Here is a 17565-nt window from a genome sequence, read left to right as displayed (position 1 = left end):
CCCTCCTTTACATATTTTTACTATTATTTTACATGATATTTCCTTATCTTTCTATGCCTTTAATAATTGGCTCCATACAATTTTTTCTCAAATTTATTTATAATGAGCTTTTTCCTCCCATACCGATCTTTCGTTTTCATATACAGTTTGTATTCAAGCCTTTTTGTATTGAGAAAGTCTTTTTCAATTTAATAAAGCGTTTACACTAAATCTTACATTTGTTACGATTTAATCACCCCCAGCTCCCTTGTATAGACTTCGTGATGTCTGATCATTTTATCTAGACGTTTTATACGTCTAGATTCATTTTGATTTATTGGCGTATGCCTTTAAATATATCTTTTATTTTGAAAGGAGAAATGGCTATGAGGTCTCAAAAATTCACACTGCTATTACTATCCCTACTACTTTTCTTACCTCTTTTTCTCACAAATTTTATTACTCCAAATCTCGCATTAGCAGATTCACCAAAGCAAAGTCAAAAAATTGTTGGGTACTTTCCTTCGTGGGGCGTTTACGGACGTAATTATCAAGTTGCTGACATTGATGCATCAAAACTTACTCACCTTAACTATGCTTTCGCGGATATTTGTTGGAATGGAAAACATGGAAACCCTTCTACTCATCCTGATAATCCAAATAAACAAACGTGGAACTGTAAAGAATCTGGTGTACCATTGCAAAATAAAGAGGTTCCTAATGGTACTCTCGTACTCGGGGAACCATGGGCTGATGTTACCAAATCGTATCCTGGCTCAGGGACAACTTGGGAAGATTGCGATAAATATGCCCGTTGCGGAAATTTCGGGGAACTAAAACGATTAAAAGCTAAATATCCTCACTTAAAAACAATTATTTCCGTTGGTGGCTGGACTTGGTCTAACCGCTTTTCTGATATGGCCGCTGATGAAAAAACAAGAAAAGTATTTGCTGAATCTACAGTAGCTTTTCTTCGCGCATATGGGTTTGATGGCGTAGATTTAGACTGGGAATATCCGGGCGTTGAAACGATTCCTGGTGGTAGTTATCATCCTGAAGATAAACAAAATTTCACTCTCCTTCTTCAAGACGTCCGAAATGCTTTGAATAAAGCAGGTGCTGAAGATGGCAAACAATATTTACTAACAATCGCTTCAGGTGCAAGTCAACGCTACGCTGATCATACAGAACTAAAGAAAATTTCTCAAATACTCGATTGGATTAATATTATGACATATGATTTCCACGGCGGATGGGAAGCTACTTCTAATCATAATGCAGCTCTATATAAGGATCCAAATGACCCAGCAGCAAATACGAATTTTTACGTAGATGGTGCTATAAATGTTTATACAAATGAAGGTGTTCCAGTCGATAAACTAGTATTAGGCGTACCCTTTTACGGACGTGGCTGGAAAAGTTGTGGCAAAGAAAATAACGGACAATATCAACCTTGCAAACCAGGTAGTGATGGGAAACTTGCTTCTAAAGGTACTTGGGATGATTACTCTACCGGTGACACAGGTGTGTATGATTACGGTGATTTAGCAGCCAATTACGTTAATAAAAATGGTTTTGTACGCTACTGGAATGACACAGCTAAAGTACCTTACTTATATAATGCAACTACAGGCACATTTATTAGCTACGATGACAATGAATCTATGAAATACAAAACAGACTATATAAAGACGAAAGGTTTAAGTGGAGCAATGTTTTGGGAACTAAGCGGAGATTGCCGTACAAGTCCAAAATATAGTTGCAGTGGTCCAAAATTACTTGATACGCTAGTAAAAGAATTACTTGGTGGACCTATTAATCAAAAAGATACTGAGCCACCAACGAATGTTAAAAACATTGTAGTTACGAATAAAAATTCAAACTCAGTTCAATTAAACTGGACTGCATCTACTGATAACGTAGGAGTTACGGAATATGAAATTACTGCTGGAGAAGAGAAATGGAGTACAACAACAAATAGCATTACAATTAAAAACTTAAAACCTAATACGGAATACACATTTTCGGTAATTGCCAAAGATGCTGCTGGAAATAAATCACAACCTACCGCTCTTACTGTCAAAACGGATGAAGCTAATACGACACCTCCTGATGGAAATGGTACTGCTACATTTTCAGTCACTTCGAATTGGGGCAGCGGTTATAACTTCTCGATTATAATCAAAAATAATGGAACGAACCCTATTAAAAATTGGAAATTAGAATTTGATTATAGCGGCAATTTAACACAAGTTTGGGATTCTAAAATTAGTAGTAAAACAAATAATCATTATGTAATTACGAACGCAGGATGGAATGGTGAAATTCCTCCTGGTGGATCTATTACAATTGGCGGTGCAGGAACAGGTAATCCTGCCGAACTTTTAAATGCCGTCATTAGCGAAAACTAGACGTAATATCCATTAATTACTTCAATAAAGTTTGAATTTAGGTTTGAGCAATACCTCCTAAATTCAAACTTTTAATTTTATGAAAAATCAAAAATATCACAATAACCTATTATAATTATATTTAATTTCTAATATGAAGTTTGTATGGAGTTCATTTGAATTTTACATGAATTTCCTTTAATTTCTATTGTCTTCCTATAATATCCATATTATCCTTTACATAAAGGAATTATTTTTATTCCATTTTGAACTATCTATATATATAAAGAAAGATAGTCACCTGTTAGGGAAAGGCTTTCGTATTATTATAAATATAACAAAAGAAAAAGCACGCTTATAAGCGCACCATAAGAGTGCTTCTTCATACAATTCTCATGTAAGAGTTCTCGAAAATCATGTTAATCACAAAGAAAAGGCATTAGCTCATAAAAGCTAATGCCTTTTCTTTATTCATATTGTTCAGCATTCCAATCTTCTATATTCCATACTTTTGTTATCCACGATTCATAGAAAGAAGGTTCATGTGAGACAATTAAAACCGTTCCTTTGTATTGTTGTAATGTTTCCTATAAAGCCATCTTAGTTTCTACATCCAAATGATTAGTCGGTTCGTCTAAAATTAAAACATCAGCTTTTTCTATTTTTTCATATAAGGAGCTAACACACTTAAAATCTCTTCTTTATCCTTTTTTAATTCGAGTGATGTTAACATATCCATCGTTCTCGGCCTAGGTAATTTCACTTGTACCTCGCCAACTATTGACGCTGGTCTTTGAGATAAAATAAATACGCGATCTGAAAGCAAGATTGCCTCATCTAGGTCATGTGTAACCATAACGATTGTTTGCTTCTCTTGATGCCAAGAGTTTAAAAGCCAGCTATGTACTTCCATTTTTGTAAATGCATCTAATTTACCAAAAGGCTCATCAAGCAGCATAATTGGCTTTTCACATAAATATGTGCGCAGAAAACTAATTCTTTGACGCATACCACCAGACAATTCATCTGGATAATGGTCTGCATATTCATCTAGTTCGAACTGCTTTAATGCTTCCATTCCCTCTGTTAGCCTTTGTTTTTTCGGTTTCCCTTCGATTTCCAATGGAAGAACGATATTTTGCAAAGCTGATCGCCACGGTAGCAATAAATCTTGTTGTGGCATATAACTAACAACATCTTGTTCTTGTACTTGCTTATCGTTATACGTTACGTTCCCGTTTGTTGGTCTTTCAACATTTGCAATCATGTTTAATAATGTGCTTTTCCCGCAACCACTCGGTCCTACAAAGGAAACAAACTCTCCCTCTTGTATAGAGGCACTAATATTCTCTAATACATTCTTTCCGTCGAAAGATTTCACTATATTTTTTATTTGTAATCCGCTCATTTTTCACTTGGAAGGAATTCATTTGTAAAAGCATCTTTTACATCGATTTTCTTTTTAATAACTTTGTTGTCATATAAGAAATTCATGTAATTCGTCCAAATTTCTTCCTTCTGTACTCCCCATGCTTTAGCATCATCTTGATACTTCGTACTTAACCATTTTTGGCTTTCTTGAACTAAATCTTTATTCACATCTGGAACAGCTTTAATTAAAATATCAGCAGCCTCTTTCGGTTCCTTAATTGCAAAATTATAACCTTCTGTCGTTGCACTCATAAACTTTTTCACAAAGTCTTTATCTTGCTTCGTATGTTTTTCACTCGTAATAATAACAGGACTATAGAAATCAAGCGCTGGATCTAAGTCCTTCACCATAATCGTATTTAACTCTTTTCCTTGACGCTTCGCTTCAATACCATCCCAACCGTAATAAATCCATTCGAAATCTGCATCACGGCCAATTGATTTAAAGAAATCTGTTTGTCCTAAGATGATTTTTTCAACTTTATTAAAATCAGCTTGATGTTTATCCATAATCGTCTTTAATGTCGCTTCTTCTGCTGGTCCTCCCCAGCCGCCGTAACGTTTGCCTTCAAAATCTTTCGGGGACGTCATATTATCTTTCTTCAGCGATGCAAACGCTGAAGTGTTATGCTGAATAATCGCTCCTACAGATACAACAGGAATTCCTTCTACACGAGCTAACGTTACATTTTCTTGTGCGCTTATTGCGAAGTCTGCTTTTCCTGATGCTATCATTTGCTCTGCTGTTACATTGTCACCTGGTTGAATAATTTCTACATCTAATCCTTGCTTTTTGTAATAATCTTTCGTTTGCGCTACATACAAGCCAGTATGATTCGTATTTGGAAACCAATCTAATACTACTTTTACTTTTTGATCTTTACTTGCACTTTCTTCTTTCTTCGCCGGATTACATCCAGCCACACCTACCGCTACTAAGGCAGCTAACATAACTTTCAAACCTTTTTTCATTTTCTGCCGTCCTTTCTATATATCCATGGTGCTGTTATTCTTGCCATAAACTCTACGATAAAATACAGGCATAATGTCACTATAACGATGATTGCTGCAACACCAAATACTCGGGCAGTCAAAAAGGATTTTGTAGCCCTCGTAAGCATAACGCCTAATCCTTCACTTGCACCGAGCCATTCTCCGATAATTGCCCCCATTACGCTATATGTAACTGCAATTTTTAAACCTGAGAAAAAGTATGGAAGCACTGCTGGAAATTTTACTTTCTGGTAAACTTGCCATTTCGTCGCCTTCATTGTTTGTAACAGTTTCAGCATGTTTTTATCTACTGTTTGAAAACCTTCTAAAATACTAAGCGCAATTGGGAAGAAACAAACAAGTATTACGACCATTACTTTCGGCAACATCCCATATCCAAACCAAATAATAAATAGCGGTGCAAGTACAACAATTGGAATTGTTTGCGAAATAACGAGCAATGGATTTATTAAAATACGAAATAACGGTATAACGTCCATAATAATTGCGATGCTCGTCCCCAATAAAATTGCAAAGAATAGTCCAATTATAACTTCCTGCAGTGTTTGCATCGTATTTGGTAATAGTAAATCTTTCATCCCAATTAATTCTTGAACAATGGCAGAAGGCTTTGGTAAAATCCACGGTTCGATTTTAAATAATGAAACAGATCCTTCCCATATCGCAATGAGAAGGATAAGCCAAATAGTTGTAATAAGTTTAGATTGCTTCTGGTTTTGCATATTCATCACGGTACTTCCAAACCTTTTCATCTATTGTTACACCAGTGCTTGGACGATAATGGATTTTAATAGAAGTAATCACTTCTTCTGCTCCAGCTTCGACGCAAGCTTGTTGTGCACGTTTAACGACATCAAGAAGTACATCTAATTCTCCTTCCAAAGTTGTTTCCATTGCCCCCACTTCATAACGAACTCCCGATTGTTGCACAACTTCAATTGCTTTATCGACAACAGAATATACATCTTTCGTTTTCGCTTGTGGTACTACTGAAAATGACATTGTAACTTGTTGTGACATAATAAAATCCCCCTTATAAAATTAAATTTCAAAAATAAGAAAAGGCTTTCCTACTGCGTAGGAAAGCCTTGTATGCAAGTTATTACAGAATAACATATGCTACATCACTTTAAGTAACTCCCTACGCTGGCATTATCCAGATCAGGTTGAGGGTCGATGTTTACTTACATCCTCTCAGCCAATTGGCTCCCCGGTCCTTAATTCGTTTTCATTGTAGCATGATTTATTTTATTGAACAAACAAAAGCATGCATAATCATTTCATTATTTTTGGAAAATAATCAACTTTTTCACCATGAGCTAATAACTGCTGTATAAATTCTTTATTAATTGCTGGTACTATCAATTCTTTTTTCTTAATCCATTCATTCGTTCTACGCGTACCCATTACAATTTCAGATTGCTGTGCTCCATCTCCTGCAACTTGAGAAGCAATTAACTCTGCTATTACTTCATTTCCCTTCGCTAATGCAAGTCCGGTATTTACATATTCTGAAAGTGGAACCATTTCAAGATTGTATCCACACTCTCCAATTAGCTGTATAAATTGTTCAAACTCAATTTGATGTGGATGACAAATATGTAACGTCTCTCCTACAATTTGCGCATCTTGTAAATACGATACAATTGATTTACTAGCAAAATCAATTGGTGTGAAATCAACTTTCCACTTCACATTTGGTGCTTTCCCAATTAATAGCATTGTTTTAATAAGACGATAAAATGCGTTTCCATCAATATTTTGTTGGAACGAACCTGTTTCTGAATGACATGCTAAATTACCTGCACGATAAATATTTCCGCGCAAACCATTTTTCATTGCTTCACGAACAATGTTTTCCGCTTGTAGTTTACTATTTGAATATACATTCTCTAAGTCTACACTGTAATTAAAATCACCAGTTTTCATGTATGTATCCCATTGATCTACCGCTAATTCTAACGGGATACCAATTGTAGAAATAAAATGGAATGTAGCACCTTTCTCAGCTAATGCTAGCATACGGCTAGTTCCTTGGACATTTATATTTTCAAATTGTTTTACATCTCCAAAATGTCTTACATCTGCACCGCAATGAATTATCGTATCCATCTTAGAACTGATGAACATAAATTCTTCTTCGCTCATCCCAAGATACTCTTCTCCCAGATCACCAGCTACGGCCTGTATACGCTGTAACCATTCTTCACATATATCATTAAAGTAGCCTGTTAATGTATCTATAATTCTTTGCTGCACATCTTTCGTTGGTCTTACTAAACAATAAATAGTAGCAGATGTATCTCTCAACAATTCATATAATATGTGTGATCCTAAATAACCAGTAGCTCCTGTTAAAAAGACATTTGAAATCTGGGTTTCTTCCAAAACGTTTGCATACGTGATAGTATCTGGTTCGTGAATCACTTTATATTCACGAAATACTTCTTCTTTCTCTACTTTTACTTCTCGCTCAATTCGAGCTAATCCATATATCGTTCTTTCTTTAAAGAAATCTTGAATTGTTAAATGTGAGAAATCTTCTTTTAACAATGTTAAGACTCGTAATACTTTTAATGAATGTCCACCAATTGTAAAGAAATCATCATGTACTCCAACTTTTGAAATTCCTAATACTTCTGCCCAAGCGTTCGCTATTTGTTTTTCTGCTTTATTAGAAGGTGCAACATATTCTTGTAGACGAACCGGTTCATACTTTTCTTCTAACTGAGCTAACTTCTTAACATCAATCTTTTTATTAGGTGTAAGTGGTAATTCATTAATATAAATTAGTTTAGATGGCACCATATAATCTGGTAATTGCTCTTGTAACTGATAAACTAATTCTGGTATTTCTTTTTTATTTAAAGTTGTATAGAACGCGATTAAATATTGGCTACCTTCCTTACTCTTCTTAGCAAAAACAGCATTTTCTTTTATATTATGATTATGAGAAATTTTACTTTGGATTTCTCCTAGTTCAATACGATGTCCTCTAATTTTTACTTGATCATCTTTCCGATGTAAAAACTCTATATTTCCATCCTCTAGCAACTTAACGATATCACCTGTTTTATATATATTAACTATAGGATTAAAAGGGTTCGGAATAAAAGCTTCAATTGTTTTATTAGGCTTATTAAAATACCCTTTTGCTAATCCCACTGAATCTATATATAATTCACCAGGTACACCAATTGGACAAAGATTCATATTCTCATCCAAAATCATAACTTGATAATTAGCACATGGTTTACCAATGGGAATACTCGCAACATCCTCATTTAACTGACTAGGTATTTTATAGGTTGTCGTCACTACAGTACATTCTGTCGGTCCGTATACATTATAAATTTCAACATTTGTACCTATTCTTTCTCTCCACAATTTAATAACCTCTACAGGCAACATTTCACCACCAATCGCAATTCTTTTTAGGGAAGCTAGCTTATATATATCTTCTTCTGCTAAATAAGTTGCTACTTGTCGAACAAAAATTGTTGCTAATGCCAAGATTGAAGTTGCTTTCACTTTATAGATTGCATTTGCAAATGCCTCTACAGACAATCGCTCTTCCTCTAATAGTACATACAAGTTTCCTCCGCAGAATAAAGAAGCAAATGACTCCCATACAGAAGCATCGAAACTAAAGGAAGGAAATTGAGCAAATACATCCTCTTCTGTCAATTCATATTGCTTTTTCATCCAAGTGTACAGATTAACAACGCCTCTATGTGCTAACATCGTTCCCTTTGGATTCCCTGTTGAACCCGATGTATAAATCATATAAGCTACATCATCACAATGAATAGACAACTTTACATCTATATCTTCATAAGTTTCACTATCATACAATGAAACTGTTTGAACCCCATCACATGTTATAGGCGTTTCTTTCATCAATATAACTTTCGCTTGGCTATCTTGAATAATGTACTGTATTCTACTTTCCGGATAATCTGGATCAATCGGAACATACGCTGCACCAGCTTTTAATATAGCTACCATACTTACTACTGTGTCTATGCTACGTTTCATAAATATTCCAACATAGTCTCCTAATTGGACGCCGTTTTTAATTAACATATGAGCTATTTGATTACTTTTTTTATTTAGCTCCTCATAAGTTAAAGTACCTTCCCTTGAAGATAAAGCTATACGATTTGGAAATTGAGTAACAGTATTATAGAACATATCGACGATACTTTTCTCAGGATATACTGCTGTCGTATCATTCACTTGACTATAAAGTGCCATCTCGGCCTCTGTAATAATATTAAAATGTTTTATATACTTATTAGTATTTTGTGATATACCAACTAAAACACCTTGTATTTGTTGTGCATAACTAGTAATCGTTGTCTCTTTCCAATTAACACTATTAAATATTATTTCTACACTTTGCATATTTTTACTAAATACAAATTGTAATGTATTCGTGTCTTTTAGCTCATAATATGTTTCACCAATAATAATAGGTGACATTTCATATAATGTATTACCGTTTTGAAACTCTTCTATTTCTTCCTCATTCATTTCTTTAATTTGCTCCAGTTGCTCTTCAATTTGAAAATTTAAACTTTCATAGGAGAGAAAATTAGAAACTTCAATAGTAATTGGAAATAAACTTCCTCTTACATGATAAAGCACGACAATATGTTTTTCTTTAGAAATATGATATAACCACGTTGTAGTCGCTCCTATTAAATCCACAATGTGAGTCAAATTTGAAAACAGTTCCGTTTTCCTTTTTATCCTAAGTTCCGTTCCTTGCACATCTTTAGGTATTTTAATACTTCCTTCTACTTTTCCTAAAAATTCTTTTACCATCTCACTATAAGAAATTGCTAATTTCATATTTATGTAAATTCCTCTCTTAAATATAATAAAGGTGTGAATTTTCACACCTTTTTCATCCCTTATTAACGGGCAGATTAGTTCAATTCATAATCAAGAGAGGATCCCCTTGATTAGAATTGAACTTTCTCCTTATTCGCTTTTAAACTCACCAATAAGCTCTTGTAATTCCTGAGAAAGCCAACTTAAAGAAGTCGCTAATTCTGCAATATCTTGTACTGATATTTCTTGCTCTTTCATGCTTTCTTCAACATTACTACTGCTGTTGGCATAAGTATTTGCAATATGTGATAATTCATTTACGACTTGAACAATATTCTGGCTATTTTGTAAAATGTCACTCGAATTACCGGAAACAGCTTTTACTTGATCTGTAACAGATTGCGCTGATTTTGAGATTTTTTCAAAGAAATCTCCACTACTTTGAACAAGCGAAATTCCAGTTTCTACTTCTTTTGAACCTTTTTGCATGGAAACTACAGCATCTTCTGTCTCAGCTTGTGTTTCACCAATTAATTTCGCTATATCTTTTGCAGACGCTTCCGTTTGTTCTGCTAATTTTCGTACTTCATCAGCAACAACTGCAAACCCTCTTCCAGCTGCTCCAGCACGTGAAGCCTCAATAGAAGCATTTAAAGCTAATAAATTTGTTTGATTTGAAATACCTGTAATTACAGTTACGATATCACTAATTTCTTTTGACCTTGTTTCTAACGAATAAATGATGGAAGATAAATCTTGTACTGCATTTTGGATTAAACTCATTTGATTAATAATTTGTCCAATCACTTCATTACCTTCAATTGAATGTTGTTCCATACCTTCAGAAGCAACCGCAACTTGTTTTGCAGCCCCAGTTATTTCTTCTACCTTATCTTCCATTCCATGTACAATTCCTAAACATTGTTGTACTGAAGTTTTTTGAGACTGTGCCCCTACTCTTAAACCTTCAATAGAACTTGCAATCTCTTGAACTGCCATGCTGTTTTCCTCTGTACTCGCCGACAATTCTTGTGAAGAAGAAGAAACTTGCTCAGCAGTTTGCCTTACTTTATCTATAATCCCTTTAAATTTTTCAATCGTGTTATTGAAATAAACATTAATAATTCCAATATCATCTGGTCTTTCTTTTAATTTAATACTTAAGTCACCTTCACCTATTTTACGTAACCCTTCTCGTAAATCTTTTAATGGAGCTAGCGAGTGACGCACGATAAAGAATTGAGTAATAGTCGCAATTGCTAATGAAATAATGATGAAGAGTAAGCCCTGTATCATAAACTTCTCTTTTGTAATAGGAACAATGGAAGCATCTAAGTCAGCCGCAATAATTGCAACAATATTGTTTTCTCCATCTGTAATTGGTTCTAATATTGTCACCCACGAACCTATTTCATCTTCATATACTTCTGTCATTTGAGCCTTTTTCGTATCAATCACTTTATCGTATGCCTTCATCCAATGAGCGGGTTGTTCATAATAATCTCCCGGCTTTATAGGAAACGCATTTGTTAACTCTGTAGTCAAACCAACGAGTTGTAATTCTCGCTTTTCATTCGGCTTTGCTCCTGTAACATACGTTTGTCCAACGCTTTTCAATTCTTTTGATACTTCATCTAATTTCTCTGTTAACTTTTCTTTTTTCACTTTTTCGGCTGTAGGATCTTTCGCCATGTCTCTAACTAATTCTACATCCAGTTTTTTCAATACTATTTCTCCTGTTTCAATAGACTGCCTTTCAAATAAAGACATCATACTATTTTGAAACATGTTGAAACTTAATGCACCCATACTTCCAACAAGTGTCAAAATAACTAATACGGTTAATAAGACGTTCTTTTGAAGGAACGATAACTTATGCCAATATTTTTTCATTAATATCCACCTTCCTTAATCAACATAAACAAAAAAAACAAAATATATGAATATTTTGTTTGAAAATGTTTCTCAATATGTTCGAGAATAAAAAAAAGCCAATGTAAAAGCATTGGCCAAGACCAACCCTATCCGTCCGGTAACTGGCTAGCGTAGCCTTTCGACCTTAGCTCCTGTAGTTTTGCGTCCTCATGTTTCCATCAGTTTGCCTTTCTCGCTGAACGAGTTGAACGATATGGGAGTTCTATGAGAATTAATTTATTCTCTTTCAAAGATTACAACATATAAATCAAAATGTCTACTTATTTAGAGATATAAATACAAATTTTTAATGAATTGCTTTTTCAAAATAATTTCAAAAAGTACGTGAATGTTACTTTTTTTATGTTATATAATAAAAAATGTATAAATAACAAGGATTTCTTCGGGTATTTATTTAATTTTCATTCAAATTAAACTATTCGAATATATCTTAACTAATGAATTTCGGAGGTAGTTTATCATGTTTTGGCTACAATTTCTTACCTTGTTACTCTGTATTTTTATTGGTGCACGCCTAGGCGGAGTTGGTTTAGGAGTAATGGGTGGAGTTGGTATGGCAATACTCGTTTTTGTCTTCCACTTACAACCAACGGCGCCTCCTATCGATGTAATGCTTATGATTTTGGCAGTAATTACAGCTGCTGGTGCTTTGCAAGCCGCTGGAGGAATGGACTACCTTGTTCATCTAGCTGAAAAGGCATTACGAAAAAATCCAAAACGCATTACATTCTTTGCTCCAATTGTTACTTATTTATTTACACTTTGTGCAGGAACTGGTCACGTTGCTTATTCTGTACTTCCTGTTATCGCTGAAGTCTCTCGCGAATCCGGAATTAGACCAGAACGACCAATGTCAATTGCCGTAATTGCTTCCCAACAAGCAATTACAGCTAGTCCTATATCAGCTGCAACAGTTGCACTTTTAGCAATGTTAGCTGACTATAAAATCACCTTATTAGATATTTTAAAAGTAAGTATCCCTTCTACTTTCATCGCTTGTATGATAGCTGCATTTGTTGCTAGTAAGATGGGAAAAGAATTAAATGAAGACCCTGAATACTTAAAACGATTAAAAGAAGGATTAATTCCTAAGCTTGAAGAGAAAAAAGAATTTGTAGGTGTAAAGGGCGCAAAATTATCAGTTATCCTTTTCCTTGTAGGAACCTTCCTTGTTGTACTTCTTGGTTCATTTGAAGCACTTCGTCCAGGATGGATAGTTGATGGGAAGTTAGCCCGTCTTTCCATGCCGAACACAATTGAGATGGTTATGTTAACTATCGCGGCTCTTATTATTATTTTCTGTAAACCAAATGTAGAAAGCATTGTATCTGGTAACGTCTTTAAAGCAGGAGCAACAGCAGTTGTTGCTATTTTCGGTATCGCTTGGATGGGAGATACTTTCTTTAATGGAAACTTAAATATGATTCAAGGATCGATTCAGCATTTAGTAACAAGTGCACCTTGGCTATTTGCTATCGCACTATTCATTCTATCTATTTTACTGTACAGCCAAGCAGCAACAGTTCGTGCCTTAATGCCACTTGGACTATCTCTTGGTATTCCACCAGCGCTACTGATTGCGATGTTCCCTGCAGTAAATGGATATTTCTTCATTCCAAACTATGGAACAATCGTTGCTGCCATTAACTTTGACCGTACTGGTACAACAGGTATCGGTAAATACGTATTAAATCATAGTTTTATGATTCCGGGCCTAATTGCAACATTTACTTCTATCGGAATTGGAATGCTCTTAATTTCAATTATGTTTTAAAGAAAAAGCACAAACCTTTATTTAAAAAGGTTTGTGCTTTTTTAATCAAATATTTGTTTAAATTTTGGGCAGTCTATTTCTTCATGTAGCACTTAAAATACTACACTTCCTTCCCTACAAACTTCTCTTTACTTCTTCAACTAATTTTCTCGTACTTTCATACGCAGATTCCGCTAAACTAATTGCTGAAATAACTGAAACACCGTCCGCACCCGCCTCTATAACTGCCGCTGTATTTTCAATTGTAATCCCACCAATACCAACGATTGGCACTGTAATTCCTTGTTCTCTAAAATAAGCTAATCCTTTCGTTCCTTGAACCGCTTTCGTATCTTTTTTCGTACTCGTTGGGAAAATAGGACCAACACCTAAATAATCCGCTCCATTTTCGATTGCAAAGCGTGCTTCTTCAATTGTATGAGCAGATACGCCGATAATTTTATCTCCCATTTTTTCACGAACAGATGTAATTCCTTCATCATCTTGTCCAACATGAACACCATCTGCATCTAATTCAATGGCTAATTCTACATCATCATTTACAATGAAAGGAACACTATATTCCTTACAAAGCGTCTGCAATTCTTTTGCAAAGCGCACTCTATCTTCTCCGATTAAAGAACCTTCCCCCTTCTCGCGAAACTGAAAAAGTGTCACTCCACCATCTAACGCTTCTTTCAATACAGCTAAAGGATCCCTCGTGCAGTTATTACTTCCCATAATAAAATACACTTGCAATAGCTTAGACATTTTATCTATTTCAATGCGTGCCATTTCTTTCACTCCCTCTTACTCTAACTCCACAATCTTCCCATACTTCTCAATATCACCTGAAGTTGTATTCGCTAATTGATTTAAAAATTCAATTTGGAAACTACCAGGCCCTTTTTCTACCGCCTTAGCAGCTGCCAGTTCCGAAGCTACACCATAAAACGTTAATGCGGCTACTGCTGCTTTTACATAATCTTTTTCCACTGCTACAAATGCTCCTATTACAGAAGTTAGTAAACAACCTGTTCCCGTAACTTTCGTTAAAATAGGGTGACCATTTCGAATAACAATAGTTCTCTCTCCATCTGTAACAACATCTTCTTTTCCAGTAATGACCGCAACTGTATTTAGTTCATCTGCTGCCTGCCTTGCAATACTTACAACATTGCCATTTCCAGTACCAGCGTCTACCCCTTTAATTTCCCATTTCTCATTAATAACATTTGCTATTTCAGCCGCATTTCCGCGGATAATTGCTAAATCTATTTCGGCTGGAATATGTCTCGCAACTTCTGTTCGATACGAAGTTGCTCCTGCACCAACTGGGTCAAATAGTACTGGCACATTGTTCGCATTTGCTGATTTACCCGCGAGTAACATCGCTTCTACTTCTTCAGGACGAAGTGTCCCCATATTTAATACTAACGCTCCAGCAATGCTAGCCATTTCTGCTACTTCTTCTTTTGCATACGCCATTACAGGCGATGCTCCAAGTGCCAACAAACCGTTAGCAGTAAAATTTGTTACAACAACATTTGTAATATTATGAACGAGCGGATTAGATTCTCTCACCAAATCCACTACTTTACTAATTTCTTTCATATTCATCCTTTTCATCTCCTAACTATAATGATGGGAGATACACAAAAAGACACTTTGCGCGTACGCAAAGTGCTGAACATGTGCTTTTACACTCTCCCTACGCTGGCATTATCCAACAGGTTCAAATGGTCAATGACGGACTAGTCATACTCTCAGTTTGCATCCACAAACTCCCATGTGCTTATTATTCATCTACTTCAAAGTCTACTCTTATTCTACTAAAATAACAAGTTCTTTACTTTTCTATTTAATATAGAAGCAACCTATATAACAATAAACATAATCAAGTGAAACTTTAATCAGTGAGTGTTTTGTTCATCCCACTAAAAACCGATCAAATATGGAGCGAAACTGAATCTCAAGAAGATGTATGCTATATTTAACTTATGGAAATTTGAAAGGATGTTTTTAATATGTCAAAAAGCGTTGTAATCGCTGAAAAACCTTCCGTTGCACGAGATATTGCTCGTGTACTTAAGTGCGATAAAAAAGGAAATGGCTACCTTGAAGGTAGTAAATATATTGTAACTTGGGCTTTAGGTCATCTCGTTACATTAGCAGATCCAGAAAGTTATGATGTGAAATATAAAAAGTGGAATTTAGAAGATTTACCGATGCTACCTGAGCGTTTGAAATTAACGGTTATTAAACAAACTGGTAAACAATTTAATGCTGTAAAAAGTCAGCTACTTAGAAAAGATGTAAATGAAATTATTGTAGCAACAGACGCTGGACGTGAAGGGGAATTAGTCGCACGCTGGATTATCGATAAAGTTAAGCTAAATAAACCAATCAAACGTTTATGGATTTCTTCTGTAACCGATAAAGCAATTAAAGATGGTTTTGCAAATTTAAAACCAGGTAAAGCCTATGACAATTTATACGCTTCAGCAGTTGCACGTTCAGAAGCTGACTGGTATATCGGTCTTAATGCAACTCGTGCTTTAACGACTCGCTTTAATGCCCAGTTAAATTGCGGCCGTGTACAAACCCCTACTGTTGCTATGATTGCTAGTCGTGAGGATGAAATAAAGAACTTCAAAGCTCAAACTTACTACGGCATCGAAGCTCAAACAATGGAGAAGCTCAAACTTACTTGGCAAGATGCAAATGGCAATAGCCGTAGTTTTAATAAAGAAAAAATCGATGGTATTGTAAAAAGTTTAGATAAACAAAATGCTACTGTTGTGGAAATTGATAAGAAACAGAAGAAGTCATTCTCTCCTGGTCTTTACGATTTAACTGAATTGCAACGTGATGCAAATAAAAAGTTCGGTTACTCTGCTAAAGAAACATTAAATATTATGCAAAAATTGTATGAACAGCATAAAGTACTAACGTACCCTCGTACAGATTCACGCTACATTTCATCTGATATCGTTGGAACACTTCCAGAACGTCTAAAAGCATGTGGTGTTGGAGAATACCGTCCCTTCGCACATAAAGTATTACAAAAGCCTATCAAACCTAACAAATCATTTGTTGATGATAGTAAAGTAAGCGATCATCATGCGATTATTCCAACAGAAGGATACGTTAACTTCGCAGCATTCACAGATAAAGAACGCAAAATTTATGATTTAGTTGTAAAACGTTTCTTAGCTGTTTTATTCCCAGCATTCGAATACGAACAACTAACGTTACGCACAAAGGTCGGCAATGAAATATTCATTGCACGCGGAAAAACGATTTTACATGCTGGTTGGAAGGAAGTATACGAAAATCGATTTGAAGACGATGATGTAACTGATGACGTAAAAGAGCAAATTCTACCTCACATTGAAAAGGGCGATACATTAACTGTAAAGTTACTTATGCAAACATCAGGTCAAACGAAAGCACCTGCACGCTTTAATGAAGCAACTTTACTTTCAGCAATGGAGAATCCTACAAAATATATGGATACGCAAAATAAACAACTTGCTGATACGTTAAAATCGACTGGTGGATTAGGTACTGTAGCGACACGTGCAGATATTATCGACAAACTTTTCAATTCTTTCTTAATTGAAAAACGTGGTAAAGATATTCACATTACATCAAAAGGTCGTCAATTACTTGATTTAGTACCAGAAGAATTAAAATCACCTACACTAACTGGTGAGTGGGAACAAAAACTTGAAGCAATTGCAAAAGGAAAATTAAAGAAAGAAGTATTCATTTCGGAAATGAAGAACTATACGAAAGAAATTGTTTCTGAAATTAAATCGAGTGATAAGAAATATAAACATGACAACATTTCAACAAAGTCTTGTCCAGATTGCGGTAAACCAATGCTAGAAGTAAATGGAAAAAAGGGGAAAATGCTCGTATGCCAAGACCGTGAATGTGGTCATCGTAAAAATGTATCTCGTACAACAAATGCTCGCTGTCCGCAATGTAAAAAGAAACTAGAATTACGTGGTGAGGGTGCAGGCCAAATTTTCGCATGTAAATGTGGCTATCGCGAGAAATTATCAACATTCCAAGAGCGACGTAAAAAAGAATCTGGAAACAAAGCCGATAAACGCGACGTTCAAAAATATATGAAACAACAGAAAAAAGAAGAAGAACCATTAAATAACCCATTCGCGGAAGCATTAAAAAAATTAAAATTTGATTAAACAAAAA

General features: G+C 35.1%; 11 protein-coding genes, 1 pseudogene and 3 riboswitches. Of the genes and pseudogenes, 3 read left to right on the top strand and 9 right to left on the bottom strand.

Features of this window, described 5'->3' with window-relative positions; all coding sequences use genetic code 11:
• Nucleotides 1–365: 365 nt before the first annotated feature.
• Nucleotides 366–2390 carry a glycosyl hydrolase family 18 protein gene (locus NST27_RS02170; protein WP_001257480.1) on the top strand — a complete coding sequence of 675 codons (2025 nt, stop codon included), beginning with the start codon at nucleotides 366–368 and terminating at the stop codon, nucleotides 2388–2390.
• 446 nt (nucleotides 2391–2836) lie between these two features.
• On the opposite strand, the pseudogene NST27_RS02165 reads toward NST27_RS02170, so the two are convergent.
• The 7 genes and pseudogenes from NST27_RS02165 to NST27_RS02135 all read right to left on the bottom strand — a co-directional run.
• Nucleotides 2837–3031 (bottom strand): annotated as a pseudogene (locus NST27_RS02165) (ABC transporter ATP-binding protein); the annotation flags it as partial.
• A complete protein-coding gene (locus NST27_RS02160) occupies nucleotides 3028–3777 on the bottom strand; it encodes an ABC transporter ATP-binding protein (RefSeq protein WP_047385548.1) in 750 nt (249 codons plus the stop codon). The gene NST27_RS02160 and the pseudogene NST27_RS02165, both read right to left, overlap by 4 nt.
• Complete coding sequence (locus NST27_RS02155) at nucleotides 3774–4772, bottom strand: ABC transporter substrate-binding protein (RefSeq protein WP_000715573.1); 999 nt, start codon at nucleotides 4770–4772, stop codon at nucleotides 3774–3776. The genes NST27_RS02160 and NST27_RS02155 overlap by 4 nt, the downstream gene beginning before the upstream one ends.
• Entirely contained in the window at nucleotides 4769–5542 is a 774-nt protein-coding gene (locus NST27_RS02150) for an ABC transporter permease (protein ID WP_001057164.1), read from the bottom strand. Before NST27_RS02150 ends, NST27_RS02155 begins: the two co-directional genes overlap by 4 nt.
• Nucleotides 5514–5834 (bottom strand): MTH1187 family thiamine-binding protein, encoded by a 321-nt coding sequence (locus NST27_RS02145; RefSeq protein WP_000082907.1) that lies wholly within the window; start codon nucleotides 5832–5834, stop codon nucleotides 5514–5516. Before NST27_RS02145 ends, NST27_RS02150 begins: the two co-directional genes overlap by 29 nt.
• 101 nt (nucleotides 5835–5935) lie before the next feature.
• Nucleotides 5936–6037: riboswitch (TPP riboswitch) on the bottom strand.
• Nucleotides 6038–6089: 52 nt separating this feature from the next.
• Nucleotides 6090–9671, bottom strand: a complete 3582-nt coding sequence (locus NST27_RS02140) for a non-ribosomal peptide synthetase family protein (protein WP_000761488.1) — start codon at nucleotides 9669–9671, stop codon at nucleotides 6090–6092.
• A gap of 132 nt (nucleotides 9672–9803) precedes the next feature.
• The gene (locus NST27_RS02135) at nucleotides 9804–11546 is read right to left on the bottom strand and encodes a methyl-accepting chemotaxis protein (protein ID WP_000761081.1); all 1743 of its coding nucleotides are present in this window, start codon (nucleotides 11544–11546) and stop codon (nucleotides 9804–9806) included.
• A gap of 135 nt (nucleotides 11547–11681) precedes the next feature.
• Nucleotides 11682–11766, bottom strand: a riboswitch (cyclic di-GMP riboswitch).
• Between the two features lie 282 nt (nucleotides 11767–12048).
• On the opposite strand from NST27_RS02135, the gene NST27_RS02130 reads away from it, so the two are divergent.
• Entirely contained in the window at nucleotides 12049–13362 is a 1314-nt protein-coding gene (locus NST27_RS02130; RefSeq protein WP_000498691.1) for an anaerobic C4-dicarboxylate transporter family protein, read from the top strand.
• A 114-nt stretch (nucleotides 13363–13476) separates the two neighbouring features.
• Here the strand turns inward: NST27_RS02130 and thiE are convergent, their stop codons facing one another.
• Complete coding sequence (gene thiE / locus NST27_RS02125; protein WP_000090967.1) at nucleotides 13477–14136, bottom strand: thiamine phosphate synthase; 660 nt, start codon at nucleotides 14134–14136, stop codon at nucleotides 13477–13479.
• Nucleotides 14137–14151: 15 nt separating this feature from the next.
• Nucleotides 14152–14961 (bottom strand): hydroxyethylthiazole kinase, encoded by an 810-nt coding sequence (gene thiM / locus NST27_RS02120; protein ID WP_001056095.1) that lies wholly within the window; start codon nucleotides 14959–14961, stop codon nucleotides 14152–14154.
• A 71-nt stretch (nucleotides 14962–15032) separates the two neighbouring features.
• A riboswitch (TPP riboswitch) is annotated at nucleotides 15033–15142 on the bottom strand.
• A 226-nt stretch (nucleotides 15143–15368) separates the two neighbouring features.
• Between thiM and topB the strand changes: the two genes are divergently transcribed.
• Entirely contained in the window at nucleotides 15369–17558 is a 2190-nt protein-coding gene (topB, locus tag NST27_RS02115) for a DNA topoisomerase III (protein WP_000047297.1), read from the top strand.
• Nucleotides 17559–17565 lie beyond the last annotated feature (7 nt).

This window comes from Bacillus sp. FSL W8-0770, from assembly GCF_038008705.1.
Classification (GTDB): domain Bacteria; phylum Bacillota; class Bacilli; order Bacillales; family Bacillaceae_G; genus Bacillus_A; species Bacillus_A cereus.
This window is presented reverse-complemented; position numbering and strand designations above follow the sequence as displayed.

Bases quoted from the DNA above. Each gene is read 5' to 3' on its own strand.
- NST27_RS02150 (WP_001057164.1), bottom strand. From the start codon at position 5,542: ATGAATATGCAAAACCAGAAGCAATCTAAACTTATTACAACTATTTGG.
- NST27_RS02155 (WP_000715573.1), bottom strand. From the start codon at position 4,772: ATGAAAAAAGGTTTGAAAGTTATGTTAGCTGCCTTAGTAGCGGTAGGT.
- thiE (WP_000090967.1), bottom strand. From the start codon at position 14,136: ATGGCACGCATTGAAATAGATAAAATGTCTAAGCTATTGCAAGTGTAT.
- NST27_RS02140 (WP_000761488.1), bottom strand. From the start codon at position 9,671: ATGAAATTAGCAATTTCTTATAGTGAGATGGTAAAAGAATTTTTAGGA.
- thiM (WP_001056095.1), bottom strand. From the start codon at position 14,961: ATGAATATGAAAGAAATTAGTAAAGTAGTGGATTTGGTGAGAGAATCT.
- topB (WP_000047297.1), top strand. From the start codon at position 15,369: ATGTCAAAAAGCGTTGTAATCGCTGAAAAACCTTCCGTTGCACGAGAT.
- NST27_RS02160 (WP_047385548.1), bottom strand. From the start codon at position 3,777: ATGAGCGGATTACAAATAAAAAATATAGTGAAATCTTTCGACGGAAAG.
- NST27_RS02130 (WP_000498691.1), top strand. From the start codon at position 12,049: ATGTTTTGGCTACAATTTCTTACCTTGTTACTCTGTATTTTTATTGGT.
- NST27_RS02135 (WP_000761081.1), bottom strand. From the start codon at position 11,546: ATGAAAAAATATTGGCATAAGTTATCGTTCCTTCAAAAGAACGTCTTA.
- NST27_RS02145 (WP_000082907.1), bottom strand. From the start codon at position 5,834: ATGTCACAACAAGTTACAATGTCATTTTCAGTAGTACCACAAGCGAAA.
- NST27_RS02170 (WP_001257480.1), top strand. From the start codon at position 366: ATGAGGTCTCAAAAATTCACACTGCTATTACTATCCCTACTACTTTTC.